At 47.2% G+C, this 25,700-nt stretch carries 22 protein-coding genes and 1 other annotated feature; of the genes, 2 read left to right on the plus strand and 20 right to left on the minus strand.

Annotated features, from left to right (window positions below):
* Positions 1–26: 26 nt before the first annotated feature.
* The 6 genes from hemL to hemA are packed head-to-tail and all read right to left on the minus strand — an operon-like array spanning position 27 to position 6,275.
* Positions 27–1,316, minus strand: coding sequence for a glutamate-1-semialdehyde 2,1-aminomutase (gene hemL / locus SB724_RS08475; protein WP_032873800.1), 1,290 nt, complete (start codon positions 1,314–1,316; stop codon positions 27–29).
* 28 nt (positions 1,317–1,344) lie between these two features.
* A complete protein-coding gene (gene hemB / locus SB724_RS08480) occupies positions 1,345–2,319 on the minus strand; it encodes a porphobilinogen synthase (protein ID WP_015240312.1) in 975 nt (324 codons plus the stop codon).
* 5 nt (positions 2,320–2,324) lie between these two features.
* A complete protein-coding gene (locus SB724_RS08485) occupies positions 2,325–3,104 on the minus strand; it encodes a uroporphyrinogen-III synthase (protein ID WP_265971164.1) in 780 nt (259 codons plus the stop codon).
* A complete protein-coding gene (hemC, locus tag SB724_RS08490) occupies positions 3,094–4,035 on the minus strand; it encodes a hydroxymethylbilane synthase (protein WP_007408155.1) in 942 nt (313 codons plus the stop codon). The genes SB724_RS08485 and hemC overlap by 11 nt, the downstream gene beginning before the upstream one ends.
* Before the next feature lie 34 nt (positions 4,036–4,069).
* Entirely contained in the window at positions 4,070–4,900 is an 831-nt protein-coding gene (locus SB724_RS08495; RefSeq protein WP_007408154.1) for a cytochrome c biogenesis protein, read from the minus strand.
* 7 nt (positions 4,901–4,907) lie between these two features.
* Positions 4,908–6,275 carry a glutamyl-tRNA reductase gene (hemA, locus tag SB724_RS08500; RefSeq protein ID WP_003152628.1) on the minus strand — a complete coding sequence of 456 codons (1,368 nt, stop codon included), beginning with the start codon at positions 6,273–6,275 and terminating at the stop codon, positions 4,908–4,910.
* Between the two features lie 193 nt (positions 6,276–6,468).
* Between hemA and SB724_RS08505 the strand changes: the two genes are divergently transcribed.
* Positions 6,469–6,960, plus strand: coding sequence for a hypothetical protein (locus SB724_RS08505; protein WP_101670110.1), 492 nt, complete (start codon positions 6,469–6,471; stop codon positions 6,958–6,960).
* 32 nt (positions 6,961–6,992) lie between these two features.
* Here the strand turns inward: SB724_RS08505 and yihA are convergent, their stop codons facing one another.
* The 13 genes from yihA to ilvB form a co-directional block, all read right to left on the minus strand.
* Positions 6,993–7,580, minus strand: a complete 588-nt coding sequence (yihA, locus tag SB724_RS08510; RefSeq protein WP_007612895.1) for a ribosome biogenesis GTP-binding protein YihA/YsxC — start codon at positions 7,578–7,580, stop codon at positions 6,993–6,995.
* Positions 7,577–9,901: an endopeptidase La gene (lon, locus tag SB724_RS08515; protein WP_410570772.1), complete on the minus strand. Its 2,325-nt coding sequence runs from the start codon at positions 9,899–9,901 to the stop codon at positions 7,577–7,579. The genes yihA and lon overlap by 4 nt, the downstream gene beginning before the upstream one ends.
* A 198-nt stretch (positions 9,902–10,099) precedes the next feature.
* Positions 10,100–11,758 carry an ATP-dependent protease LonB gene (gene lonB / locus SB724_RS08520; protein WP_007612897.1) on the minus strand — a complete coding sequence of 553 codons (1,659 nt, stop codon included), beginning with the start codon at positions 11,756–11,758 and terminating at the stop codon, positions 10,100–10,102.
* A 149-nt stretch (positions 11,759–11,907) separates the two neighbouring features.
* The gene (gene clpX / locus SB724_RS08525; RefSeq protein WP_007612899.1) at positions 11,908–13,170 is read right to left on the minus strand and encodes an ATP-dependent protease ATP-binding subunit ClpX; all 1,263 of its coding nucleotides are present in this window, start codon (positions 13,168–13,170) and stop codon (positions 11,908–11,910) included.
* A 271-nt stretch (positions 13,171–13,441) separates the two neighbouring features.
* On the minus strand, positions 13,442–14,716 hold the full coding sequence (gene tig, locus SB724_RS08530; protein ID WP_003152618.1) for a trigger factor: 1,275 nt from the start codon (positions 14,714–14,716) through the stop codon (positions 13,442–13,444).
* A 216-nt stretch (positions 14,717–14,932) separates the two neighbouring features.
* Positions 14,933–15,937, minus strand: a complete 1,005-nt coding sequence (gene ddcA, locus SB724_RS08535; protein WP_410570774.1) for a DNA damage checkpoint antagonist DdcA — start codon at positions 15,935–15,937, stop codon at positions 14,933–14,935.
* Positions 15,938–16,054: 117 nt separating this feature from the next.
* On the minus strand, positions 16,055–16,654 hold the full coding sequence (gene leuD / locus SB724_RS08540; RefSeq protein WP_007408146.1) for a 3-isopropylmalate dehydratase small subunit: 600 nt from the start codon (positions 16,652–16,654) through the stop codon (positions 16,055–16,057).
* A gap of 15 nt (positions 16,655–16,669) precedes the next feature.
* Positions 16,670–18,088: a 3-isopropylmalate dehydratase large subunit gene (gene leuC, locus SB724_RS08545; RefSeq protein WP_265971158.1), complete on the minus strand. Its 1,419-nt coding sequence runs from the start codon at positions 18,086–18,088 to the stop codon at positions 16,670–16,672.
* 49 nt (positions 18,089–18,137) lie between these two features.
* Positions 18,138–19,235 carry a 3-isopropylmalate dehydrogenase gene (gene leuB / locus SB724_RS08550; RefSeq protein ID WP_410570776.1) on the minus strand — a complete coding sequence of 366 codons (1,098 nt, stop codon included), beginning with the start codon at positions 19,233–19,235 and terminating at the stop codon, positions 18,138–18,140.
* Positions 19,236–19,255: 20 nt separating this feature from the next.
* Complete coding sequence (locus SB724_RS08555; protein WP_007612906.1) at positions 19,256–20,812, minus strand: 2-isopropylmalate synthase; 1,557 nt, start codon at positions 20,810–20,812, stop codon at positions 19,256–19,258.
* Positions 20,799–21,827, minus strand: coding sequence for a ketol-acid reductoisomerase (ilvC, locus tag SB724_RS08560; RefSeq protein WP_003152600.1), 1,029 nt, complete (start codon positions 21,825–21,827; stop codon positions 20,799–20,801). Before ilvC ends, SB724_RS08555 begins: the two co-directional genes overlap by 14 nt.
* A gap of 22 nt (positions 21,828–21,849) precedes the next feature.
* Positions 21,850–22,368, minus strand: a complete 519-nt coding sequence (gene ilvN, locus SB724_RS08565; protein WP_003152598.1) for an acetolactate synthase small subunit — start codon at positions 22,366–22,368, stop codon at positions 21,850–21,852.
* The gene (gene ilvB / locus SB724_RS08570) at positions 22,365–24,089 is read right to left on the minus strand and encodes an acetolactate synthase large subunit (protein ID WP_410570779.1); all 1,725 of its coding nucleotides are present in this window, start codon (positions 24,087–24,089) and stop codon (positions 22,365–22,367) included. The genes ilvN and ilvB overlap by 4 nt, the downstream gene beginning before the upstream one ends.
* Before the next feature lie 119 nt (positions 24,090–24,208).
* Positions 24,209–24,460 (minus strand) — a binding site (T-box leader).
* Between the two features lie 422 nt (positions 24,461–24,882).
* Here ilvB and SB724_RS08575 point away from each other — a divergent pair.
* Positions 24,883–25,233: a hypothetical protein gene (locus tag SB724_RS08575; RefSeq protein ID WP_020954258.1), complete on the plus strand. Its 351-nt coding sequence runs from the start codon at positions 24,883–24,885 to the stop codon at positions 25,231–25,233.
* 39 nt (positions 25,234–25,272) lie between these two features.
* Here the strand turns inward: SB724_RS08575 and SB724_RS08580 are convergent, their stop codons facing one another.
* Positions 25,273–25,458 (minus strand): hypothetical protein, encoded by a 186-nt coding sequence (locus SB724_RS08580; protein WP_265971156.1) that lies wholly within the window; start codon positions 25,456–25,458, stop codon positions 25,273–25,275.
* Positions 25,459–25,700: the final 242 nt, after the last annotated feature.

Raw genomic sequence — 25,700 nt, forward strand, 5'->3', positions numbered from 1 at the left:
GTCTTGCTTGCATCGGCTTTTCTGTATCAGCGGCTGATCGCCTGGAACACTTTCTCAGCGGCTTGAATGGTATTTTCAATATCCTCCATTGTATGCGCAGTGGAGAGAAACAATCCTTCAAATTGAGACGGCGGCAGAAATACGCCTGCGTCAGCCATCCCTTTATAATATTTAGCAAACAGCTTTAAATCAGAAGATTTGGCTGCTTCATAGTTAATGACAGGCTCATTTGTGAAAAAGAAGCCGATCATTGAACCCGCCCGGTTAAACGTGTGCGGAATGCCATGTGCTTCAGCTGCTTTTGAAATGCCTTCTTCAAGCATATCGCCTTTTTTCACAAATTCTTGGTAAGATTCAGGTGTGAGCTGCTGTAACGTCTCAAGTCCCGCTGTCATGGCAAGCGGATTTCCTGACAATGTTCCCGCCTGGTAGATCGGACCGCTCGGCGCGATTCGTTCCATAATATCAGCTTTTCCGCCATACGCACCGACAGGAAGACCGCCGCCGATGACTTTGCCGAGACACGTTAAGTCAGGCGTCACGCCGAAATACCCTTGCGCACAGTTATAATCCACGCGAAAACCGGTCATGACCTCATCAAAAATGAGCAGCGCGCCATACTGTTCCGTAATGTCGCGAAGTCCTTGTAAAAAGCCTTCCTGCGGCGGAACAACGCCCATATTGCCTGCTACCGGTTCAACAATGACCCCGGCAATATCTTCACCGTACTCCCGGAATGCGAGTGCAACGCTTTCCAAGTCGTTGTATGGAACGGTAATCGTATTCATCGCTATTCCTTCCGGCACGCCCGGGCTGTCCGGCAGGCCGAGTGTCGCCACTCCGGATCCCGCTTTGATCAGCAGCGAATCACCATGGCCGTGGTAACAGCCTTCGAATTTCAAAATTTTGTTGCGGCCGGTATATCCTCTTGCCAGACGCAGGGCGCTCATTGTCGCCTCTGTGCCGGAGCTGACCATCCGCACGATTTCAACAGACGGCACACGGTCAATAACCAATTTGGCCAGTTCGTTTTCCACTTCAGTAGATGCCCCGAAACTTGTCCCGTTCTCGGCTACTTTTTTCAGGCTTTCAACGACCCGGTCGTTCGTGTGGCCCAAAATGAGCGGCCCCCAGCTCAGGACGTAGTCGATATATTCATTGCCGTCAATATCAAAAATTTTCGATCCTTTTCCGCGCTGCATAAAGATCGGGTCCATATCAACTGATTTAAACGCGCGCACCGGGCTGTTCACTCCGCCCGGCATCAGTTTCTGCGCTTCTTTAAAAGCGGCTTTTGATTTTTCATAGCTTCTCATCTGCCTCAGCTCCCGTCAAATGAAATCGTTACTCAGCAAGCCATTTTGCTGCGTCTTTTGCATGATACGTCATAATCAGATCGGCTCCTGCACGTTTCATGCTTGTTAAAATTTCCAGCACCATTTCTTTTTCTTTAATCCAGCCGTTTTGGGCTGCCGCTTTCACCATGGAATACTCCCCGCTCACATTATATGCGACCAGCGGCAGGTGATGGCGGTTTTTCACATCACGCATAATATCTAAGTATGACATAGACGGTTTGACGATTAAAAAGTCAGCGCCTTCTGCCGCGTCTGATTCAGCCTCACGGAGCGCTTCCAAGCGGTTGGCCGGATCCATCTGATATGTTTTTCGGTCTCCGAACTGCGGCGTGCTGTCAGCCGCGTCGCGGAACGGGCCGTAAAATTCACTTGAATATTTCACGGCATAAGACATGATCGGAATATTCGTGAATCCTTCTTTGTCGAGCGCTTCCCTGATCACTGTGACAAAACCGTCCATCATATTTGAAGGAGCGATGATGTCTGCGCCTGCTTTGGCCTGGCTGACGGCTGTCTGCGCCAGCAGCTCAAGCGACTCGTCATTGAGGATTTCTCCGTCTTTTACGACGCCGCAATGGCCGTGATCCGTGTATTCACAGAGACATGTATCAGCGATTACGATCATTTCAGGATAATGCTTTTTAATTTCAGCAATCCCTTTCTGCACAATGCCGTGATCATGAAAAGCCTGGGTTCCGCAGGCATCTTTTTCTTCCGGCACGCCGAAAACGATGACCGACTTAATGCCGAGCGATATCAGCTCAGCCATTTCATCCTTTAACAAATCGAGTGATACATGATAAACCCCCGGCATGGAAGGAACTTCTTTTTTTCCTTCGAGCCCTTCAACGACAAATAACGGGTAAATAAAATCTGAGGGGTGAAGACGTGTTTCTTTTACTAAATCTCTCATCGCAGCGTTCGCGCGCAAACGGCGGTGTCTGTTAAATGTTTGATTCATCATTATCAATCCTTTCCCGACATGCTGCACATGACGTCCAGCATGCCTTCAATCGTATAAGTGTCAGGCACATGGGATGAGATCCCGTATTCCAAGAGCGCTTTCTCTGTCAAAGGGCCGATGCTGATATAGCTCGCACCGCTGTTTTCCCACGCTTTTTCTCCGTCTCCGACAGCGTGCATAAACGTATGCACCGCCGATGAGCTGGTAAACGTAATAAAATCAAAATGAGAGCGGGATGCAGCCCGTCTCAGCTCGTCCATGCCTTTTTCATCCTGAATGGTATTGTATAACACCCATTCCCTTATTTGATAGCCAAGCGGCTCAAGCTCCGCTTTTATGACATCGCGTGATAAATTGCCCCTTATCACTGAAATGGGTTCGGCAGCTGATGCGTGCCGTTTTAAAGTATCAGCCAGACATTCCGCCACATACTCGTCAGGCATCGCATCCGTCCGGGCTCCCCGCTCTTTCAGGGCGCGCGCAGTCTTTTCACCGACGGCTGCGATTTTTTTCCGTCCCGAAAGCGCAAGACCGTGCCGATCAAGATAGGAAAAAAAGAACCGGACACCGTTTACGCTTGTAAACACAAGCCAGCCCGGCTCAGAAAGGTCTTCCCGCAGACTGTCCGCACATTCATCCGGGAGCGCTTCCTGAAAAGCGATCAGCGAAGCGGAAACAGCCGTTCCGCCAAGCGCCTCCACTTTTTTTCGGAACGGTGCGGCCTGTCTTTTGTTCCGGGTGACAAGCACGGTCTTTCCTTGTAAAGGAAGGTCATTTGCCATCCTGATCGAGCTCCTGTTTTACACTGTCGATTAATGCTTTGGCTCCTTTTTCAGACATCATCGCCGCACAGCGTTTTCCGATTTCTTCCGGGTCATGTCCCGCCGCTGTTTCTTTATAAATCGTCTTTCCGTCCGGAGACGCGACAAGACCGACCAATTCAACCTCATCCCGGTCATTGACGGACGCATACCCGGCTATCGGCACTTGGCAGCCGCCTTCCATCGCGTGTAAGAAAGCCCGTTCGGCTGCCACCGTGCGCTGCGTATACTCATCGGTAAATTGCGCAAACAGCTTCAAAAGCTCCTCATCCGACTCTCTGCATTCAATGGCAAGAGCGCCTTGGCCGACCGCAGGCAGACAGCGGTCCGGTTCGAGAAATTCAGATACGACATCATCTTTCCAGCCCATTCTCGAAAGCCCCGCAGCCGCTAAAATAATAGCATCGTAATCTTCCGTTTCAAGCTTTTGAAGTCTCGTATCGATATTGCCTCTGATCCACTTAATTGTAAGGTCAGGGCGTTCAGCAAGAATCTGGGCGCTTCTTCTTAAACTGCTGGTGCCGATGATGCCCCCTTCTTTTATGTCGTCCAGCTTTTGATGCCCCTTTGAAATCAGCGCATCACGCGGATCCTCACGTTTCGGTATGCAGCCTATGACAAGACCCTCAGGCAAAACGGCGGGCATGTCTTTCATGCTGTGAACCGCCATATCAATCTCCTGATGCAGCAGCGCCTGTTCAATCTCTTTGACAAACAAACCTTTGCCGCCCACTTTTGACAGCGTAACATCGAGGATGCGGTCGCCTTTTGTGACAATCTCCCGGATTTCAAAGTTATAGGAAGGGTTCAATTCCTTCAATTTGTTAATCACCCATTTTGTCTGGGTCATAGCCAGTTTGCTCCGTCTGGAACCTACCTTAATCGTTCTCATTTTCTTTCCTCCCGAATCTGTTTGGGCGCGTGCGTTAACTGAACCAATGGAATTGCGACAAGCTTCCGAGCAGGAAGTAATTAATCATCAGCACGAGAAAACATGCTGAATTCCATAACGCCGCCACTTTTCCCTGCAGTTCCTTAATCATTCTGATATATAAATAGTAGCTGTATAAAAGCAGCACAATAAACGAACCGAGCACTTTTGAATCAAACCAGTACAGCGTTTCCAGCGACACATACGCCCAGATCACGCCTAATATCAGGCTCAACAGCAGCATCGGAACCCCGATGACATTTAAAACGTAAGCCATATAATCAAGTTTTGACAAATCTTCAATTCTCAACAGCCATTTTCCCCACTTTTTCTTCTTTAATAAAGAATATTGAAACTGGTAAAGAAGCGAAAAAACAAAAGAAAGGGAAAAAGCGCCGTAAGACAGAATCGCCATTGTAATATGAATGACCAAAAGCTCTGAGACCAGCTGGCCGGAAAAAGCGGCCGAATGCTGATCCGTCGGTGAAAACGTATGGATCGCAATCATCGAGAAACCGATGACATTCGTGAAAAACACGATAAAATCAACGCGCAGAATCTGCGTGACCACAAGTGAGAGCGTGACAAGCACCCACGCATAAAAGTAAAGGGCCTCTGTAATATTCAAGACCGGAAATCTGCCCGTCTGCCACATGAAATAAGAAAGATAGACGGTTTGCAGAGTCCAGACAATAGAAAGCAACCAGAAGGCCATTTTCCCAGCCTTCCGGTTGTGTTGAAGAAAATCTATAAAGTAAAAAAGGACGCTTACTGCATAAATAACAATTGTCGCTTCATTAAGTCTTGCCATTGCTGTATCAATCATACAGCCCTCACTCACTTACAAGCGGACGTAAGCCCGTTTTTGCTTCTGCCTTTTGAAACGAATGAACCGTCTGGCGGTTATCCAGGCTTTTGTCCAGCTGGCGGCCGGCCTCTTCCTCAATATCGAATATCTGCATAAACAGCTTCAGCTTTTCATCTGAATCCGCTTCAGCCGCAAGCTCTTTCGCTTTCAGAATCGGGTCGCGCAGCATTTGGTTAATGATGCTTTTCGTATGTTTGCTGAGAAGTTTTTTCTCTCTTACCGTCAGATGAGGCAGCTTGCGCTCAATGCTCTGCATCGTATCGGACTGGATGGACAGCGCCTTTTCACGCAGCGCCGAAATGACCGGCACGACGCCGAGCGTATTAAGCCACTGCTTAAACTCAACAATTGCCGCTTCAATAAACAGCTCGACTTTTTCAGCGGTTTCACGGCGTTCTTGTAAGTTGGCTTCAACGATTCCTTCAAGGTCATCAATATCGTACAGAAAAACACCTTCAAGATCGTTCAGCGCCGGATCGAGATCTCTCGGCACAGCGATATCCACCATAAATAACGGACGGCCTTTCCGCTGTCTGCCCGCTCTCTCCATCATTTCTTTAGACACGACGAAATCACTTGCGCCTGTCGAACTGATTAAAATATCAGCTTCAGCAAGTGCATGTTCAAGCTGGTTTAAGCTGCGCGCTTCTCCGGAGAAACGGTCAGCGAGCGCTTTTGCCTTCAAAAACGTTCTGTTGATGACCGTTACTTTGCCGATACCCTGACCGTGCAGGTTTTCTGCGGCGAGCTCGCCCATTTTTCCCGCACCGAGAATCAAAATGTGCTTATTTGACAATGAGCCGAAGATTTTTTTCGCGAGTTCAACTGCGGCGTAACTGACGGAAACGGCATTGGCGCCGATATCGGTTTCGGCATGCGTGCGTTTGCCGACGGTCACCGCCTGTTTAAACAGCTCATTGAAAATGGTGCCGATCGTCTTTTCTGCCTGCGCCGTTTTAAAGCTCGAGCGGACCTGGCCGAGTATTTGCGTTTCTCCGATGACCATGGAATCCAAACCGCACGCCACACGAAATAAATGCTCGATCGCCGCGTCGCTCTCATAAAATTTCAGAAACGGAGACAGCTCTTCTTTCGGCAGCGAGAACCATTCGGATAAAAATGTTTTTATATAATAACGGCCGGTATGAAGCTGGTCGACCACCGCATATATTTCGGTGCGGTTGCAGGTTGACACGATAATGTTTTCAAGAACGCTTTTTTCTTCTTTTAAACGGAGCATCGCTTCTGCAAGCTCATCCGGCTGAAAACTTATTTTTTCGCGTATTTCAATAGGGGCGGATTTATAATCTACTCCCACAACAAGAATATGCATCGCTTTCATGCACCCCCGTACATCGCAATTTATTTATAATCATTCTAACATAGAATTTATTATTTATAATAATTATAACATAGTTTCTTCGGGAAAATGTGAACAGATTTCAAAAATGTTATGCTATAGTATAAAAAGCTCGTTTCCACTTAATCATCATACTAAAAATCCTTTACTGCGGGTAGGTGACAGGATGAAAAAAACATCAATTTTATTACCGGGACTTCTGCTTGCCGCTTCATTATTCGCATGGCTTCAGAGCGGACAGGTTCACCTGTTTGAGAATCAGGGGGAATGGCCGGTGCTCCTTATGCTTTTGGGCGCCGTGCTCTTGTATCAGGGCAAAAAGGAAGCGGCCGGGCCTCACGTCCTGATCGGCATGCTTCTTTTCGGCATAGGTTTACACTTTTTCGCCAAACCTGAGCTCTCATGGTGGCCGGGAGATTTTGAAATGATTCTCTTCGTCTTCGGATTCTCCTTATTTGCGGCAGCCAGAAAAGAATATGTATACGAAGCGGCTGCCATGATTGGTTTTTCCCTCTTTTTATACTTCTTTAAACAAATTACGGCGTGGCTGGAGTCCGTCCATATTCCGACGGAACACTTCAAAACATACTGGCCGTATGTTTTCATCGGAATCAGCCTTTTATTATTGTTTATCAAGCGGAACAAAACTATACGATAAAACCCAAAACGCACTGCGTTTTGGGTTTTTCATTACCGGCTGATCATTTTTTTAATGGCTCCCCATGCTTCATCTTTGCCTTTTTTCGTTTCAGAGGAAAATAAAATCAGCTCATCTTCAGGATCCATATCAAGCGTCTGTTTGACAACCTTTAAGTGCTTGTCCCATTTTCCTTTTGGAATCTTATCCGCTTTTGTCGCGATAACGATGACGGGAATGCCGTAATACTTCAGGAATTCATACATGTTCACGTCTTCAGCAGACGGCGCGTGCCTGAGGTCGACAATCTGCACGCAGGCTTTCAGCTCTTCACGGGTCGTCATATAGGTTTCAATCATTCTCCCCCATGCTTCCCGCTCGCTTTTGGAAACTTTCGCAAATCCGTACCCGGGAACGTCGACAAAATGCAATTCATCATTGATGATGTAAAAGTTTAGGGTCTGTGTTTTCCCCGGTTTTGATGACGTTCTGGCCAAGTTTTTCCGATTGATTAATGAATTGATAAAAGATGACTTTCCTACATTTGATCTTCCCGCCAGCGCGATTTCCGGAAGCCCCCCATTAGGGTACTGTTCGGGTTTGACCGCGCTGATCACGATTTCTGACTTTGTGACTTTCATTTCTTCTCTCCTACTAAGGCATGTTCCAAAACGTCATCCAGGTGAGAAACGAATATAAACTTCAGTCCTTCTCTGACGCTTTCTGGAATATCCTCTATATCTTTTTCGTTATCTTTAGGCGCAATAATAGTAGTCAGGCCCGCTCTGTGCGCGCCGAGCGCCTTTTCTTTCAGTCCGCCGATCGGAAGCACGCGGCCCCGCAGCGTGATTTCTCCCGTCATACCGACTTCGCGTTTTACCGCACGGTTCGTTAATGCTGAAACGAGCGCCGTGGCCATCGTAATTCCGGCAGAAGGGCCGTCTTTCGGCACCGCTCCTTCAGGGACATGGATATGAATGTCATACTTCTCATGGAATTTCGGGTCGATTCCGAACTGTTCCGCTTTCGAGCGGACATAACTGAAAGCGGCCTGCGCTGATTCCCGCATGACATCTCCAAGCTTCCCGGTCAAAATCAGCTTTCCTTTTCCCGGTGACAATGACACTTCGATTGACAGCGTATCTCCGCCGACCGTCGTATACGCAAGCCCCGTGACAACCCCGATTTGATCTTCGGTTTCCGCCTGTCCGTATCTGAATATCCGTTTTCCGAGATAGTCGGCCAGATTTTTCTCTGTAACGGTAATGCGTTTTCTCTCCTCAGACACAATGGCTTTCGCAGCCTTTCGGCAAATGGCGGCAATCTGGCGTTCAAGCGCTCTCACGCCGGCTTCCCTCGTATAGTAGCGGATGATGTCCGTAATCGCCTGATCCCGAATCTGCAGGTTGCTCTTTGTGAGCCCGTGCTCTTTGATTTGTTTCGGAAGCAGGTGGTCTTTCACGATCTCCAGCTTTTCGTTTTCAGTGTAGCCTGACAGGCTGATAATCTCCATTCTGTCTCTGAGAGGTCCCGGTATGGAAGCAAGGTTATTCGCAGTCGCGATAAACAGCACTTTCGATAAATCGAACGTCTCTTCAATATAGTGGTCGCTGAATGTGCTGTTTTGTTCCGGATCCAGCACCTCAAGCATCGCCGAAGACGGATCGCCTCTGAAATCAGACGACATTTTGTCGATCTCATCCAGGAGAAAGACCGGATTTTGTTTGCCGGCTTTTTTCATCCCCTGTATAATACGGCCCGGCATCGCTCCGACGTATGTGCGCCGGTGCCCGCGGATTTCAGACTCATCGCGCACTCCGCCCAGTGAAATTCTCACAAAACGGCGCCCCATGCTCGTACTGATTGATTTTGCAAGAGATGTTTTACCGACTCCCGGAGGTCCGGCCAGACAAAGAATCGGCCCTTTCAGCGTTTTCGTCAGCTGTTTCACGGCCAAATACTCCAAAATCCGCTCTTTCACTTTCTCTAAGCCGTGGTGCTCTTTATCTAAGATTTCCCCGGCTTTTTTAATATCAAGTTTATCTTCTGTTTCATCCGACCACGGAAGGGCGATGAGCCAGTCAATATAGTTGCGGATAACAGAGCTTTCCGCTGAGCTTGACGGCACTTTTTCGTAACGGCTTAATTCCTTAAGCGCCGTTTCTTTGACACGCTCAGGCATGCCTGCTTCTTCTATCTTTTCCGTGAGCGACTGAACTTCGCCGGTTTTTCCTTCTTTGTCGCCAAGCTCCTTCTGAATGGCTTTCATCTGTTCACGCAAGTAGTATTCCTTTTGAGTGCGTTCCATCGAACGTTTGACGCGTTGACCGATTTTTTTCTCAATCTCCAGCACTTCTTTTTCATTATGAATGGAACGGATGACCTTATTCAGACGTTCTTTAATATCCGCCGTTTCTAAAATGTCCTGCTTGTCCTTTAATTTCAGCGGGAGATGAGAAGCGACGATATCCGCCATTCTGCCGGGCTCTTCAATATCAGTCACAGCCGCATACGTTTCTGCGGAGATTTTTTTAGAAATTTTTATGTACTGGTCAAAATGGTCCAGCAGCGTCCGCATAAGCGCTTCGTCTTCCACGTCTTTTGAATCATCCTCATGCATCAGCTGTATATCGACCGAAGTATAATCTTCGAGTTCGGTGTATTCAAGGATCTGCGCCCGCTGAATTCCTTCTACAAGCACTCTGATCGTACCGTTGGGCAGCTTCAGCATCTGTTTAATTTTTGTATAAGTGCCGACGGCGAAAATATCCTCTTCACCCGGTTCGTCTATCGAAATATCCTGCTGAGTGGCTAAAAAAATCATATGATCATGCATCATTGCCTGTTCAAGAGCCTGAACCGACTTGTCACGGCCTACATCTAAATGTAAAACCATTGTCGGGTATACCAATAAGCCTCTTAAAGGGAGGAGCGGGATGCTGCGTTTTGTATCTTCTGCCATGTGACTGACACCTCCGTGACTTTAGTATGAACCATTATAATACAACTTTTTCATCGTTGTACAATTCCGGGATCGGGCAAAATCGGCTTATCCGCCTGCCCTGTATATAAAACAGTCTCTTCGTAGTATACCCTTTCTTTCTGTTCTGAAAAAGGAAAAGATGTCCTCCATAAAAAAACCCCATTATAAAAATGGGGTTTATACGGATTCTTTATTCATTTGGATATCAAACGGTTTTTGTTCTGAAGGAGGGTCAACCAATATGACGTCCAGCACTTCCTGGAACGTTTTTACCGCTTTAATGGTGATTCCGTCTATTCGTTTCAGAATGGACTGCTGATTTTCATATGGGATAATGACCGTTTTTGCTCCGGCCTGTTTTGCGGCTTTAATTTTCGGAATGACGCCGCCGATCGGTTTGACAAGCCCCGTCAGGCTGATTTCTCCCGTCATCGCCACTGTATGGTCGATCGGGATGCGGTGAATCGCAGAAAAAATCCCTGCGGCCATCGCGATACCTGCTGAAGGTCCGTCAATCGGGCCTCCGCCCGGAAAATTGACGTGAATGTCATAGTCTGAAGGTTTGATGCCCATTGTGCGCAGAACCGTCAGAACATTTTCTACAGATCCCTTCGCCATGCTTTTGCGGCGGATCGACTTCGATTGGCTGCCGATGCTTTCTTCCTCTGCAATTCCCGTGATATTCAGGCTTCCTTTGTCCTGTGCAGGTGTGACATTCACTTCGATTTCCAGCAATGCGCCGCTGTTCGGCCCGTAGACAGCAAGTCCGTTCACGATGCCGACTTGCGGTTCATCGGCGATTTTCTGCTCATTTTTAGGTGTAAGCTGACTGGAATGAACAACCCATTCTATATCTTCTGTCGTAATTTCTTGTCTGTCCTCAGTCACCGCCATGCCGGCGGCGATCTGGATCATATTGACGGCTTCACGTCCGTTTCTCGTATATGTGGTCAGCACACTGAGAGCTTCGTCAGAAATCTCTTTCTGAATTTTGTCGGCTGCTTTTTTCGCAACGATTTTAAGTTCATCCTTTTCCAGCTCGCGGAAAAATACTTCAAGACAGCGCGAACGGATGGCCGGCGGAATTTCATTCGGCATTCTCGTTGTCGCTCCGATCAAACGGAAATCTGCCGGAAGCCCATTTTGAAAAATATCATGAATGTGATTCGGTATTTGCGTATTTTCTTCACTGTAATACGCACTGTCTAAAAATACTTTTCGATCTTCAAGCACCTTCAGCATTTTATTCATCTGAATCGGATGAAGCTCGCCGATTTCATCAATAAACAATACCCCGCCGTGAGCATGGGTCACAGCCCCCTGTTTCGGCTGCGGAATGCCTGCTTGGCCCATCGCACCCGCTCCCTGATAAATCGGATCATGCACTGAACCGATAAGCGGATCGGCAATCCCCCGTTCATCAAACCGCGCGGTCGTCGCATCAAGTTCAACAAAAACAGCCTGCTTTTGAAACGGTGACTGTTTATGTTTTTTCGCTTCTTCCAATACCAGCCGCGCCGCAGCCGTTTTTCCGACTCCCGGAGGACCGTAAATAATGACGTGCTGCGGGTTCGGTCCGCAAAGCGCTGCTTTTAACGCTTTAATTCCGTCTTCCTGGCCGACAATGTCCTGAAAGCTTTTCGGCCGCACCTTTTCTGATAAAGGTTCTGATAAACTGATGGCGCGCATTTTGCGCAGCTGTTCCATTTCTTTTTTTGATTCTTTATCTATCGTCACTTTTTGTGTACGCTGGTTTTTGAGCAGATTCCAAAAGTATAATCCGATGACTATCCCGAAAAACAGCTGTACAAATAATGCGATCCCTGTCCAACTCATGCTGGTCCCTCCTGAAAAAACGATTTATGTATCCAATTCATTCCTCTGTCCGCTAGTATCTCCCAGCTAAGCCCGGAATAAACATTTTCAGAAGGGTCAGGACAAGAAAAAAACCTCCTGATCAATTCGAGTCAGGAGGTTTTGTCATGTTATGCTGATGTTTTATCTTGGCCGACAACTGTGCCGTCTTTTAATACAAGACGCGGTGCTTCACCGTCTGCGACTGTCGCTCCGGTAATGACACATTTTTCAATATCATCGCGGGACGGCAGATCAAACATGACGTCAAGCATGATGCCTTCAATGATAGAACGCAGGCCGCGTGCGCCTGTTTTTCGCTCGATCGCTTTTTTCGCAATTTCAGATAATGCCTCGTCTTCAAATTCAAGCTCGACATCATCAAGTTCTAACATTTTCTGGTATTGTTTGACGAGTGCGTTTTTCGGTTTAGTCAGAATTTCAACCAGTGCCGTTTCGTCAAGCTGCTCAAGGCTCGCAATGACAGGAAGACGGCCGATGAATTCAGGAATCAGACCGAAACGGAGCAAGTCTTCCGGAAGAACTTTAGAAAGCAGTTCTTCTTTTTCCAGGTCTGCCGCTTTATTATCTGAGCCGAAACCGATGACTTTTTGTCCGAGACGGCGCTTGATAATTTGTTCAATGCCGTCAAATGCACCGCCGCAAATGAACAGAATGTTCGTCGTATCGATCTGGATGAACTCCTGATGAGGATGTTTGCGTCCTCCTTGAGGCGGCACGCTTGCAACCGTTCCTTCAAGAATTTTCAGCAGCGCCTGCTGAACGCCTTCGCCTGATACGTCACGTGTAATGGACGGGTTTTCAGACTTTCGCGCTACTTTATCGATTTCATCGATATAAATGATGCCTTTTTCCGCTTTTTCCACATCATAGTCCGCTGCCTGAATCAGCTTGAGGAGGATGTTTTCTACGTCCTCACCGACATATCCGGCTTCAGTCAGAGATGTAGCGTCCGCGATCGCAAACGGCACGTTCAGAATACGGGCAAGCGTCTGGGCAAGAAGTGTTTTCCCGCTTCCAGTCGGTCCGATTAAAGAAATATTACTTTTAGAAAGCTCGACATCATCCACTTTACTGTTGGAATTGATGCGTTTGTAATGGTTGTATACCGCAACCGCAAGTGATTTCTTCGCCTGATCCTGTCCGATGACATATTCATTCAGAATCTCGCGGATTTCCTGCGGCTTCGGAACGTCTTTAAATTCGACTTCTTCTTCCGTACCAAGCTCTTCCTCTACGATTTCTGTACAGAGCTCAATACATTCGTCGCATATATATACACCCGGTCCTGCAACCAGCTTACGAACCTGATCTTGCGTTTTTCCGCAGAACGAGCATTTCAATTGTCCTTTTTCCTCGTTGAATTTAAACATTCTTTCACCCCTTAATCTTGTCTCACTTTTTCTTTTACCTGAAGGGCAAAAGAAAACGGTTCTTGCTACGATCGAGTATGTATTGCATTTTACCATACTTTCCAGTAAGACGGTAACAATGTGTTTCGCACTTGCACATTCTATATGTATGACGAAAAACAGCCCGGCAATGACTATCTTGCCCCAAGAAAAAGAGTTATATCATAATTGTACAAAACAAGGCACGAATTAATCGCGCCCTGTTTTATTATGTCTATTATTATGAACCATATTAACGGTTTTCTACAAGAAAATCAATTGCTTTTCGAACTTTTAAATCTTCTTTCATCGCGTCAGTTGAACCGATTGCCTGCTTGATGTTTTCAACCGGCATGTTGTAAGCTTCAGCCATTTTAGTCAGCTCAGCTTCAACTTCTTCGTCTGTTACTTCAAGGTTTTCAGCTTGAGCGATCGCTTCAAGAGTCAGGTTTGATTTTACGCGTTTTGCGGCATCTTCTTTCATTTGCTCTTTTAACGCGTTTTCGTCTTGGCCTGAGAATTGAGTGTAAAGCTCAAGGTTCATGCCTTGCATTTGCAGACGCTGTTCGAATTCTTTCAGCATGCGGTCAAGCTCAGTGTCGATCATCGCTTGAGGAACATCAGCTTCAGCGTTTTCAGATGCTTTCAGAACAAGCTCTTCACGCAATTTAGCGTCAGCTTCGTTTTCTTTTGCTTCTTCAAGGCGTTTTTTTGTTTTCTCAGTTAATTCAGCAAGCGTTTCAACTTCTTCGTCAATGTCTTTTGCGAATTCGTCGTTAAGCTCAGGAAGCTCTTTCGCTTTGATTTCATGAATTTTCACTTTGAAAACAGCTGGTTTTCCGGCAAGCTCTTCAGCGTGGTACTCTTCAGGGAATGTTACTTCAACATCCTTTTCAGCGCCTGCTTCAAGGCCTGTTAACTGCTCTTCGAAGCCCGGGATGAATGAACCTGATCCTACTTCAAGTGAGTAGTTCTCAGCTTTTCCGCCTTCAAACGCTTCCCCGTCAACGAAACCTTCGAAGTCAAGAACGACTGTATCGCCGTTTTCAACAGCGCCTTCTTCTTTCACGACAAGCTCAGCCTGACGCTCTTGAAGCGCTTTAAGTTCGTTTTGTACATCTTCGTCAGTAACGGCAGTGTCATCTTTTTCGATTCCTAAGCCTTTGTAGTCGCCAAGTTTCACTTCCGGTTTTACAGTCACTTTTGCAGTGAAAATCAAGCTTTCGCCTTTTTCGATTTTTTCAACATCGATTTCAGGGCGGTCTACAGGCTCAATGCCGGCTTCTTCAACCGCTTTAGGGTATTCTACAGGAAGTAAAATATCTAAAGCATCCTGGTAAAGAGCTTCAACGCCGAAACGCTGTTCGAATAAACCGCGGGGAACTTTCCCTTTGCGGAATCCAGGAATAGAAACCTGTTTTACTACTTTTTTAAATGCATCATCAAGAGCTGTTTTAAACGTATCCGCATCAACTTCAACCGTTAATACGCCTTCGTTGCCTTCTTGTTTTTCCCATTTTACAGACATGTGTTTCCCTCCAAAAATCTATTCAGGTTGTGTCGGTCTTCCATTCTAAAGCAATCCGCGGCTTTGTCAAAGAAAAAACCGCTTTGAGTCAGAATCATTATGTAATGAACTGGCAGCCTGTCCAACCGTAATTCTCATTTCAGTTAAACCGCTATACATAAATACAACCACTATATTATAACATAACGCCTACCGCTTTCAACTATATGGCGTGATTTACAAATAAGAAATTTCTTCAATATCCTTAATCATCGTGCAGGCTTCTTCGAGTTCGCGGCTGTCAAACTCGTACATCATATGAAGTTCCTCCGGCTCAATGTCAATGCCGTGCATCTCGTAACCGACCTTATGAAGCGCCGCCGCCCATAAATCAGCGTTCAAAAACTTCGGCATAAAAGGGTGCAGGACGTACAGATGCCTTCTCCACAGCTCCTCGACGGCAGCGTATAATGTAGGGTTTTCATTGCCGAGCGTTTCATCAAGCACCCGGAGAACGCGGTGCAAAATCGGAGCCGCATCAGGCTGAACGGTTTCACTCGGTATCGCGGTCATTGAATCGCCGAATTTTGTAATATGGATCGGCTTGCTGTAGTCATGCTCCGCCATCAGCGTCAAAATCATCGTCTTGATAAGCGGATGAGCGCCCGGATCTTGAAGAATCGTTTTTAAGAGACCCGTGTATTTTGCAATATTGCGGTCTTTGAGAGAATGAATCAGATTCATTTGTTCAGCGGGGCTGTTCAGCACTTTTTCCGCATCAAGAATGTCCTCGTATTCCTCCTCCCACGCTTCATCCTGCTGATCGGGATCGGTCATTTTGCGGCTGAATTCGAGCAGCCGGTAGAATTGCTCCGCACTTTCTGCGGGCAGCTGGTTTTCTTCCAGCACAGCTTCAATTGTGCTTTTGACTTCTTCATATTGTTTCAGCTGAATTAAAATGGTCATGTACACCTGCAGTACGGTGAAATAATGGCCGTACCCTTCATTCAGCATTTTCTCGCAAACTTGTTTTGCTTCTTCCAATTCCCCGAGTTCCAGAAAACAAATCGCCATGCCTAAATGTACGTCGGACTCGGTATCGCCGTGGCTTACCGCCTCTGAGAACAGTTCGAGGGCCTCCTGATACTGTTTATCCTTCATGGCGGCCATCCCTTTATCAACCAAGCGTTCTTTCAGACGGGGGAAAGGAATGATATCAGCTTTTTTCTTGTCATGCGTCATACTTTATTTCCTTTCAGGCGCTATTTTGTTCAAGTGTATCAACACGCGTCAGGAAACACAAGAAAGGATGGCGCGCACGGTGAAAAAAGCCGCCGGACAGATGCCGGGCGGCTTTTTTCAGGCTTGAAGCCATGAACTTCTTTTCGATTCAAACTGCTGAATGTCGTCCTCCAGCAGAAGCGTTAATGAAATTTCATCATAACCGTTAATCAGCATTTCCTTCCAGTGCGGATCGACTTCAAATGAAATCTCTTTTCCTTCACTGTCGTGAATGAGCTGGTTTTCCAAGTCAACCGTCATGTTAAGAGACTGATTTTCATATTGACCGGCGAGTTTTTTCCACTGATCATACGGCATACGGATGGGAAGCATACCGTTTTTAAAACAGTTTTGATGAAAAATATCGGCAAATGACGGAGCAATGATGATTTTGAAGCCGTAATCATCCAGCGCCCAAGGAGCGTGCTCACGGGATGATCCGCAGCCGAAATTCTCTCCGGCAATTAATATGGATGCGCCTTCATAGACTTTGCGGTTTAATTCAAATTCAGGATCAGGCTCACCGTTCTCAAGGTATCTCCAATCAAAAAACGCGAATCTGCCGTATCCTGTTCTTTCAATTCTTTTCAAAAACTGTTTCGGAATAATCTGGTCCGTATCGACGTTGATCCGGTTTAAGACAGCCGCTTTTCCCGTATGCGTTTTTAAAGGTTCCATCTTTTCGCGCACTCCTTACACAACTGTTTTTTCTTGATAAAACTTTCTTACATCGACGAAATGCCCGTGAATGGCCGCCATTGCCGCCATCGCCGGACTGACAAGGTGTGTTCTCGCGCCTTTTCCCTGCCTGCCTTCGAAGTTGCGGTTGGAAGTGGAAGCGCATCGTTCCCCTTCAGGCACGACATCATTGTTCATACTGAGGCACATGCTGCAGCCTGATTCTCTCCATTCAAAGCCGGCCTCGAGAAACACGCGGTGCAGCCCTTCTTCTTCGGCCTGCTGTTTCACGCTTTGAGAACCCGGCACCACAATGGCTCTGACGCTGTCGGCGACTTTTCGGCCTTTGATCATATCTGCAGCCTGGCGAAGATCGGTCATCCGCGAATTTGTACAGGAGCCGATAAACACATGCTCGACTTTAATATCTTCAATTTTTTGATTCGGTGAGATTCCCATGTATTGGTACGCGCGGATGGCTTCTTTTTTACCGTCTTCAGAATCAATCGTTTCCGGCGCCGGTATTTGGGCATCGACCGGGAGAACCATGCCGGGATTGACGCCCCATGTTACCATTGGAGAAATCTCGCTGCCGTCTAACACGATGGAATGATCGTATACGGCGCCCGGATCGGTTTTTAACGCTTTCCATTCTGCGGCGGCTTTGTCAAACTCTTCGCCTTTAGGCGCGTATTTACGGTTTTTACAATATTCGATCGTCGTGTCATCAGGAGCGATCAGTCCCGCCCGTGCTCCCGCCTCTATTGACATATTGCAGACGGTCATGCGTTCGTCCATAGACATGTTTCTGAATACTTCCCCGGTGTATTCAATGACATATCCAGTACCGAATTTCACCCCGTATTTTCCGATGACCGACAAGATGACATCCTTCGCGGTCACTCCTTTTTGGAGCGTTCCGTCAACGCGGATTTCAAGCGTTTTCGGCCGCTGCTGCCACAGTGTCTGAGTGGAAAGAACATGTTCCACCTCACTTGTGCCGATACCGAAGGCAAGCGCTCCGAACGCGCCGTGAGTCGATGTATGGCTGTCTCCGCAAACGATCGTTTTCCCCGGTAGTGTCAGACCAAGCTCAGGTCCGACTACGTGAACGATCCCCTGGTCTGCGCTGTGAAGATCCGCAAGACGGACGCCGAACTCCTCGCAATTCCGTTCAAGCGCGGTTACTTGGCGCTTTGCGACTTCATCTTTAATGTCAAAACGGTTGACGGTCGGAATATTGTGGTCCATCGTCGCGAATGTGTTCTGCGGCCGTCTGACCTTTCTTCCCTTCTGCCTTAACCCTTCAAACGCCTGAGGAGACGTCACCTCATGAATTAGGTGCAGATCAATATAGAGAAGGTCGGGTTTTCCTTCACCGCTTTTTACAACATGCCGATCCCAAATCTTTTCGATGATTGTTCGAGGCATCATCTTTGTTTCCTCCCTCTACCTATGAACTAAGACCGCTTTCTTTAAAGCGTCACACTATAGATTTTGTATTCGAGCCGGCTAATGCGGCTTTTACTTTTTTAGTAATGTCATGCGTTCCGGCATATTGGCCGTCCCGGGCGATATCACGTGTACGGCTGCCGTCTGCAAGCACCTTTGCGACCGCCTTTTCCACCGCCTGAGCTTCGTTTTCAAGTCCGAAAGATGTTCTCAAAAGCATCGCCGCTGATAAAATCGCCGCAAACGGATTGGCCATCCCTTTACCGGCGATGTCAGGCGCAGATCCATGCACGGGTTCAAACAAGTGAAGACCTGAACTTGATAAACTGGCTGACGGCAGCATGCCGAGCGAGCCTGTCAGCATGGAGGCTTCATCGCTTAAAATATCTCCGAACATATTCTCAGTTACGATGACGTCAAACTGGCTCGGAGCGTAGATGAGCTGCATCGCGGCATTATCGACAAGCATATGTTCAAGCGTCACGTCAGGAAATTCTTTTGCGATTTCCTCTGCGGTTTCCCGCCACAGCCTGCTTGAAGAAAGCACATTCGCCTTATCAACGGACGTCACTTTTCCTTTTCTGCCGGCAGCCATCTTAAAAGCTTCTCTGACAACGCGTGCGATTTCTTCTTTCTTATAAAAAAGAGTATCGACCGCTTCCTTTTCTCCCGCTTCATTGACATACTGTCTGCTCGGTTCTCCGAAATAGAGGCCGCCCGTCAGTTCCCTGACGATTACAAAGTCGACGCCGCTGATATATTCTTTTTTCAGCGGAGACGCCTCAGACAGGCTTTCAAATACGGTCACGGGACGCAGATTGGCAAACAGGCCGAGTTTTTTTCTGATGCCGAGCAGGCCTTTTTCCGGTCTGAGCTCCGGAGGATTTTGGTCCCATTTCGGTCCGCCGACTGCCCCGAGCAGGATGGCGTCGGATCTTTCACAAAGAGCCACCGTCTCCTCAGGAAGGGGGTTTTGATGGGCGTCAATGGCCGCTCCCCCGATCAGTCCGTTTTCAAATTCAAATTCATGTCCGAATTGTTCGGCAACGCTTTTCAATACATCTGCCGCTGATTCCGCCACTTCCGGTCCGATTCCGTCACCGGGAAGCAAAGCAATGCGTTTTTTCAAATCAAACGTTCTCCTTTCTATTACGAGCCGACCGCAGTCTGTCTCTTTAATCCGTCTATATTGCAATCCAGCACCAATTGCCGGTTCACGGCGTTCAAATATGCTTTTGCAGAAGCTTCCAGAACATCCTGCGCGATTCCCCGCCCTGATGATTCTTTTCCGTTCACGGTCACTCTGACGTAAACCTGAGCCAGCGCGTCTTCGCCTTTCCGGTTGGATTGGATGCGGTAGTCTGTCAGTTCAATATTTTTATCGATGCAGCGCCCGAGCGTATTATAAACGGCTTCTACGCTGCCCGCCCCCGTTGCCGCCTCTTGCATCAGCTGTTCGTTTTCCTGATTTTTTAAAGAGACTGTTGCAGTCGGCACCTGAGACGTCCCGTAATGCACTTGCAGAGACAAAAATTCATAGCCGATTTTTTTGTCTGTCACTTTTTCTTCTAAAATAAGAGAAATCAAGTCATCATCGGTGATTTCTTTTTTCTTTTCGGTCAGTTCTTTAAACATCGTAAAATATTTATTGATTTCATCACTATCAAACTGGAATCCAAGCGTATTCAGGCGGTCTTTGAACGCGTGGCGCCCGGAATGCTTTCCGAGTACAAGTGCATCAGCAGTCACGCCCACAAGTTCCGGTGAAATGATTTCATATGTTGATTTTTCTTTCAGGAAACCGTCTTGGTGAATGCCGGACTCATGTGCGAAAGCGTTATCTCCGACGATTGCTTTGTTGCGGGGAACGGCCATGCCCGTCAGTTTGCTGACAAGATCACTCGTCCGCTTCAATTCATGAAGATTGAGAGATGAATCGGCTTGATGCGCGTCATTTCTGACATGAAGCGCAACGGCGATTTCCTCTAGTGCGGCGTTCCCGGCTCTTTCTCCTATGCCGTTAATGGCGCATTCAATTTGATCAGCGCCGTTCTCAATTGCCGAAAGTGAGTTGGCAACCGCCATTCCGAGATCATCGTGGCAATGGGCTGAGAGCTTTACCCGGCTGATATTCGGAACGTGTTCCTTCATATATTTAAAGATGTTTCCGTATTCAGCCGGCGTCAGGTAACCTACAGTGTCCGGCAGGTTGATGACGCTCGCGCCGGCATCAATCACTTTTTCTACGATTTCAGCCAGAAACGGAAGTTCTGTGCGGCATGCGTCTTCTGCTGACCATTGAACGATCGGAAAGCGTTCTTTTGCATACTTCACCATTTCAACCGCTTTTTCCTTAACCTCTTCCCGCGTCATTTTCAGCTTATGCTTCAGATGAATGTCAGAGGTGGCGATAAAGATGTGAATCCGCGGGCTGGCCCCGTCTTTCAGCGCTTCCCAGGCTGCGTCGATGTCACCTTTGACAGATCGGGCAAGCCCTGTTACCGAACAATTTTTAATCGTTCTTGCGATTTCCTGCACGGCTAAAAAATCACCTCGGGATGAAGCGGGAAATCCCGCTTCAATAATGTCCACCCCGAGTCTTTCAAGCTGCTTGGCTATCGCCAGTTTCTCCCGGGAATTGAGGTTGACCCCGGGGGATTGTTCACCGTCACGAAGGGTCGTGTCGAAAACATTAATTTTGCGCAACGGAGACCACCGCTTCCTTCTTTTTGCCTTGTTTGACAAACGGCATCATTTCACGAAGCTGTCTGCCGACCTTTTCAATCTGATGCTCGTTTTCACTTGCATTGATCGCATTGAAACGAGGACGGTTCACTTGGTTTTCCACGATCCATTCTTTCGCGAATGTACCGTTTTGAATATCCGTTAATACTTGTTTCATCGATTCTTTTACCTTTGCATCGACTACGCGCGGCCCTGATACAAAATCTCCCCATTGAGCCGTATCGGAGATAGAGTATCTCATGCCCGCCAAGCCTTCTTCATACATCAAGTCTACGATCAGCTTCAGTTCGTGCAGACACTCGAAGTATGCGAGTTCAGGCTGGTAGCCGGCTTCTGTCAGCGTTTCAAAACCCGCTTTGACAAGCGCCGTTAAACCCCCGCACAGAACAGCCTGCTCACCGAACAAATCCGTTTCCGTTTCTTCCTTAAATGTTGTTTCAAGAACGCCCGCACGCGCTCCGCCGATTCCTTTTGCATAAGCAAGAGCCGTATCTTTCGCTTCGCCTGATACATCCTGATAGATGGCAAACAATGCCGGTACGCCTGCGCCTTGTTCATATGTTCTTCTGACAAGGTGTCCCGGCCCTTTAGGAGCGACAAGGAAGACATCTACATCAGCAGGAGGCACGATCTGATGGAAATGGACGTTAAATCCGTGTGCGAATACCAATGACTTGCCCGCCGTCAATTCATCTTTGATTTCAGCTTCATATACTTTTTGCTGCTGTTCATCCGGAAGAAGAACCATAATGATATCAGCCTGGGCAGCCGCTTCTCTTACCGAAAAGACTTTATGACCGTCTTCTTGGGCCTGTGTAAATGATTTGCCTTGTCTGACGCCGACAATGACATCAATTCCGCTTTCTTTTAAGTTCAGCGCGTGTGCATGACCTTGTGAACCGTAACCGATAATTGCTACTTTTTTACCCGCCAATACGTTCTCTTTGATATCACCGTTATAATATACTTTTACCATTTTAATCTCTCCCTTTTTTGTGTTATACAATTGAAATTGTTTTATTGGATGACGCCTTCTGCTGGGTTCCCCTCGCAAAAGCCGTTGTGCCCGTTCTCGCGATTTCTTTAATGCCGTAAGGTTTGAGAAGCTCTATGAGCGCTTCGATTTTATTAGATTCGCCGGTAACCTGAACGACGATGCTGTCTCTTGAGACATCAACGACGGAAGCTCTGAACGGCTCAATGATTCCATTGATTTCCGTTCTGGCCGACGGTGCGGAAACAACTTTGATTAATGCCAGCTCACGCTGTACAATCGATTGGTTTGTAATATCCGTCACTTTCAGGACGTCAATTTGTTTGTTAAGCTGCTTTGTCAGCTGCTCTACGTCATTTTCGCCTTCCACATGGACGACAAATGTAATCCTTGAAACACCGCTTGTTTCCGTGTGGCCTACAGTGATGCTTTCGATATTATAGTGTCTTTTTGTAAACAGGCCGGTGATCCGGTTTAATACTCCCGAGCGGTTGACCACCGTTAATGTGATAATGCGTTTCAAGGTTTCACCCCCACCATTTCATGAAGTCCTTTACCCGGCGCAATCATCGGGAATACTTTTTCGCTTTTGGCGACCCGGACGTCAATAACGACCGGTTCTTTTGATGAAAGCGCCTTTTTAAGCTCTTCTTCCGCCTCTTCTTCCGATGAAATCCGGACGCCTTTAATGCCGTAGGCTTCTGACAATTTGACAAAGTCAGGCTGCGCCGAGAATTTGGATTCAGAGTAGCGTTCTTCATAGAAGATTTCCTGCCACTGTCTGACCATGCCCAGACATTCGTTGTTCAAGATAACCACTTTGACAGGAAGATTCAGCTGCCGGATGACATCTAATTCCTGAAGGGTCATCTGAAAACCGCCGTCTCCGAGGATGGCAACGACCGTGGCGTTACGATCAGCCAGCTGCGCTCCGATAGCCGCCGGAAGGCCGAAGCCCATTGTGCCGAGCCCCCCCGAGGTCACCCACTTATCAGCCTTTCGAAAAGGATAAAACTGAGCCGCCCACATCTGGTGCTGGCCGACATCCGTCGCCACAATCGCCTCTCCGTTTGTGAATTGGTGAATATACTCAATCAGCTTTTGGGGTTTCAAGCCCTCTTCTCTGTTGTCTGTATACCAAAGCGGATATTCTTCTTTCCATTCTGAAAGCTGCTGTTTCCATTCCTCTGTCTGTCCCTGTTTTCCGTTTTGCTTCAATAATTCCTGAAGGACGATTTTACTGTCGCCGACCACCGGAATCTGCGTTTCAATAATTTTTCCGATTTCAGCAGGATCAATATCGATATGCGCTACTTTGGCCGATTTTGCAAAATGCTTCAGATTTCCGGTCACACGATCATCGAACCGCGCTCCGATGCTGATCAACAAGTCACAGTGGTAAAGCGCCATGTTCGCTGTGTATGTGCCGTGCATCCCCGCCATTCCCAGAAATAGAGGATGGTCTGCCGGGAAACCGCCCAGACCGAGAAGCGTGTGGGCTACAGGAATTTGCTGCTGTTCGACATAATTTTTTAAATCTTCTGAAGCTTTACCGTGCAAAACACCCGCTCCGGCTAAAATAACCGGCTTTTTCGCACTGCTGACAGCTTCCACGAGCTTTCGGATCTGCAGATAGTTAGGCTCTTTTACCGGCTGATAACCCGGAAGGCTGATCTCGTGATCATATCTGAATTCCCCTTCAAATGCTGCGACATCCTTCGGTATATCAATTAATACCGGGCCCGGTCTTCCCGTCGTGGCGATATGAAAAGCCTCTTTAATCACACGGGGGAGATCTTCCGGACGGCGGACTTGGTAGCTGTGTTTCGTAATCGGCATCGTAATTCCTAAAATGTCGGCTTCCTGGAAAGCGTCGCTGCCGATGACCGAAGTGGCCACCTGCCCGGTAAATACTACGAGCGGCAGTGAATCAATCATCGCATCCGCAAGACCGGTAACTAAATTTGTCGCGCCGGGTCCTGAGGTTGCAATCACAACCCCCGGCTTTCCGGAGATCCGCGCATACCCTTCTGCCGCGTGAATCGCGCCTTGCTCGTGGCGGGGCAGGATGTGGACCAGCCCTGATTGATACAGTTTATCGTAAATCGGAAGGACGGCTCCCCCCGGATAGCCGAAGATCATCTCGACATTTTCTTTCTTTAGTGATTCAATCAGCATCAGAGCCCCGTTCATTGTTTTTGTACAATCGGCAGACAAAGAATCCGCCTGTACATTTGTGCCCATTTTCAGTTCCTCCTTTTCAATGTTCCCTTCTAAAATCCAATTCATAAAACGCAGCGCCGGCTGACGCAAATAAAAAAGCCTTCCCACCCACATTCAGCCAAGCATTTCATGCGATAGCCAAAAGGGGCGAAAAGGCTTTGCTCTCCGCGGTACCACCCTTGTTTACGGTCATATGCAGACCGTCTCATGGATAATGATTATCCGTTTTGATAACGAGTAAACATTGCGTTCACTCGGCCGAGTCCTACTCTTCATATTTCAGACCGGCACTCTGAGGGGAGTTCACTTTGATTTGTTTTACCGGCTCTCAGCGTTACCGGCTCTCTGTGAAAAACTTCATCAAAGCTACTTATCCTCTTCTGCGCTTTTTATTATGGCAGCTCTTTTATTAAAAAAGAACCTTCTTTTGTTTGTTTTTTCAGTGTTTTATGATTTTTCTTTTTAGCGTGAATCATTTATTTATTTTTGTTTGAACTCATATTACGCCCGTTTGCAGACAGTGTCAACAGCATTTTTATAATTATTAGACAATTTAGATTAATCAATCTACTTTGTATACGCTTTCATTACTGGTACAAAGGGATCTGTAAATATTAAAAGTTTTTATCATTTTTTTATTAATCTCTCAAGATTACATGAAATTTTTCCGTTCATATACGAATATGTCACATTTTATTACACGATTTTTCTCTGTCCTTCCGGCATGCTTGTCAGATATTCCGTTCGATTGAACAGGCTCTTTATACAGATATACGCATACACTGTTCTTATCTCGTAAGAAATGAGTGATGTCATGAATAAGATGTTATCAGGCATGCAGGGCCTGCCTCCTGGATTTCCGCCTTTACCGGTCTTACCGCCGCAGTCTTACTATCCTCCGGCCCCGATGCATACAGCACCATATCAAGGCGGCCCTTCTTTTCAGCAGGGATTCCCGTCATCCGGATACGGACAGCAGACCCCGCAAAGCACGCTGTCATTCGCCGGGCAGCAATTCGTCCCATACCCTTATACATCCGGGTACTACGGCCAAACCTTCAGTGACGTCGGCGGAAGCCTCGGCGCCGGGGCACATCCCGGCGCGCTCGGAGGCGGTTTCAGCGGCCATGCCGGGGGCTTCAGCGCTCCAAGCGGATTCAGATGATACAAAAACCGGTCTCACACGGCCGGTTTCTTTTCTTATTCACAAAGTATAACGGTCATTCCATTGATTCATTTCCTGCTCCGTATAGTAATCAGCCCTTGAAACCTCAACAATGATTAAACCGCATTGAGTGATTAAAAATTGCTTCAGTTCCTCAAACAGCTCGTCTTTTCCGCAAAAGATCGTTTCTATATTGTGATTTTTATATGCAAATGTGTACTTCAAAAGCTAATTCCTCCTGCTGTCTTTCTATTGATTATTGACAAAATGTATGATAGAAATTAGATAATTTATCACTCGAGGGCGCCTTAAGTATCTTTATACATATATTTATTACGGTAAATATTACGTTAAGTTTCATTTATATTAAAATTACTTTACAATTTTCATCAAATACGGAACTTTTGTTTCGTAAAATAAAAAATAAAGTACAAAAAAACCTCAAACCCATTGTCAGGGCTTGAGGT

Source organism: Bacillus sp. SIMBA_031, assembly GCF_046535225.1.
In the GTDB taxonomy this organism is placed as follows: domain Bacteria; phylum Bacillota; class Bacilli; order Bacillales; family Bacillaceae; genus Bacillus; species Bacillus velezensis.

Coding starts and splice junctions, on each gene's coding strand:
- yihA (WP_007612895.1), bottom strand. CDS start 7,580: ATGAAAGTCACAAAGTCAGAAATCGTGATCAGCGCGGTCAAACCCGAA.
- hemL (WP_032873800.1), bottom strand. CDS start 1,316: ATGAGAAGCTATGAAAAATCAAAAGCCGCTTTTAAAGAAGCGCAGAAA.
- hemB (WP_015240312.1), bottom strand. CDS start 2,319: ATGAATCAAACATTTAACAGACACCGCCGTTTGCGCGCGAACGCTGCG.
- tig (WP_003152618.1), bottom strand. CDS start 14,716: ATGTCTGTAAAATGGGAAAAACAAGAAGGCAACGAAGGCGTATTAACG.
- leuD (WP_007408146.1), bottom strand. CDS start 16,654: ATGGAACCTTTAAAAACGCATACGGGAAAAGCGGCTGTCTTAAACCGG.
- SB724_RS08505 (WP_101670110.1), top strand. CDS start 6,469: ATGAAAAAAACATCAATTTTATTACCGGGACTTCTGCTTGCCGCTTCA.
- lon (WP_410570772.1), bottom strand. CDS start 9,901: ATGGCAGAAGATACAAAACGCAGCATCCCGCTCCTCCCTTTAAGAGGC.
- lonB (WP_007612897.1), bottom strand. CDS start 11,758: ATGAGTTGGACAGGGATCGCATTATTTGTACAGCTGTTTTTCGGGATA.
- ilvC (WP_003152600.1), bottom strand. CDS start 21,827: ATGGTAAAAGTATATTATAACGGTGATATCAAAGAGAACGTATTGGCG.
- hemC (WP_007408155.1), bottom strand. CDS start 4,035: ATGAGAACGATTAAGGTAGGTTCCAGACGGAGCAAACTGGCTATGACC.
- leuC (WP_265971158.1), bottom strand. CDS start 18,088: ATGATGCCTCGAACAATCATCGAAAAGATTTGGGATCGGCATGTTGTA.
- SB724_RS08485 (WP_265971164.1), bottom strand. CDS start 3,104: ATGGCAAATGACCTTCCTTTACAAGGAAAGACCGTGCTTGTCACCCGG.
- SB724_RS08495 (WP_007408154.1), bottom strand. CDS start 4,900: ATGATTGATACAGCAATGGCAAGACTTAATGAAGCGACAATTGTTATT.
- hemA (WP_003152628.1), bottom strand. CDS start 6,275: ATGCATATTCTTGTTGTGGGAGTAGATTATAAATCCGCCCCTATTGAA.
- clpX (WP_007612899.1), bottom strand. CDS start 13,170: ATGTTTAAATTCAACGAGGAAAAAGGACAATTGAAATGCTCGTTCTGC.
- ilvB (WP_410570779.1), bottom strand. CDS start 24,089: ATGGGCACAAATGTACAGGCGGATTCTTTGTCTGCCGATTGTACAAAA.
- SB724_RS08575 (WP_020954258.1), top strand. CDS start 24,883: ATGAATAAGATGTTATCAGGCATGCAGGGCCTGCCTCCTGGATTTCCG.
- ddcA (WP_410570774.1), bottom strand. CDS start 15,937: ATGACGCATGACAAGAAAAAAGCTGATATCATTCCTTTCCCCCGTCTG.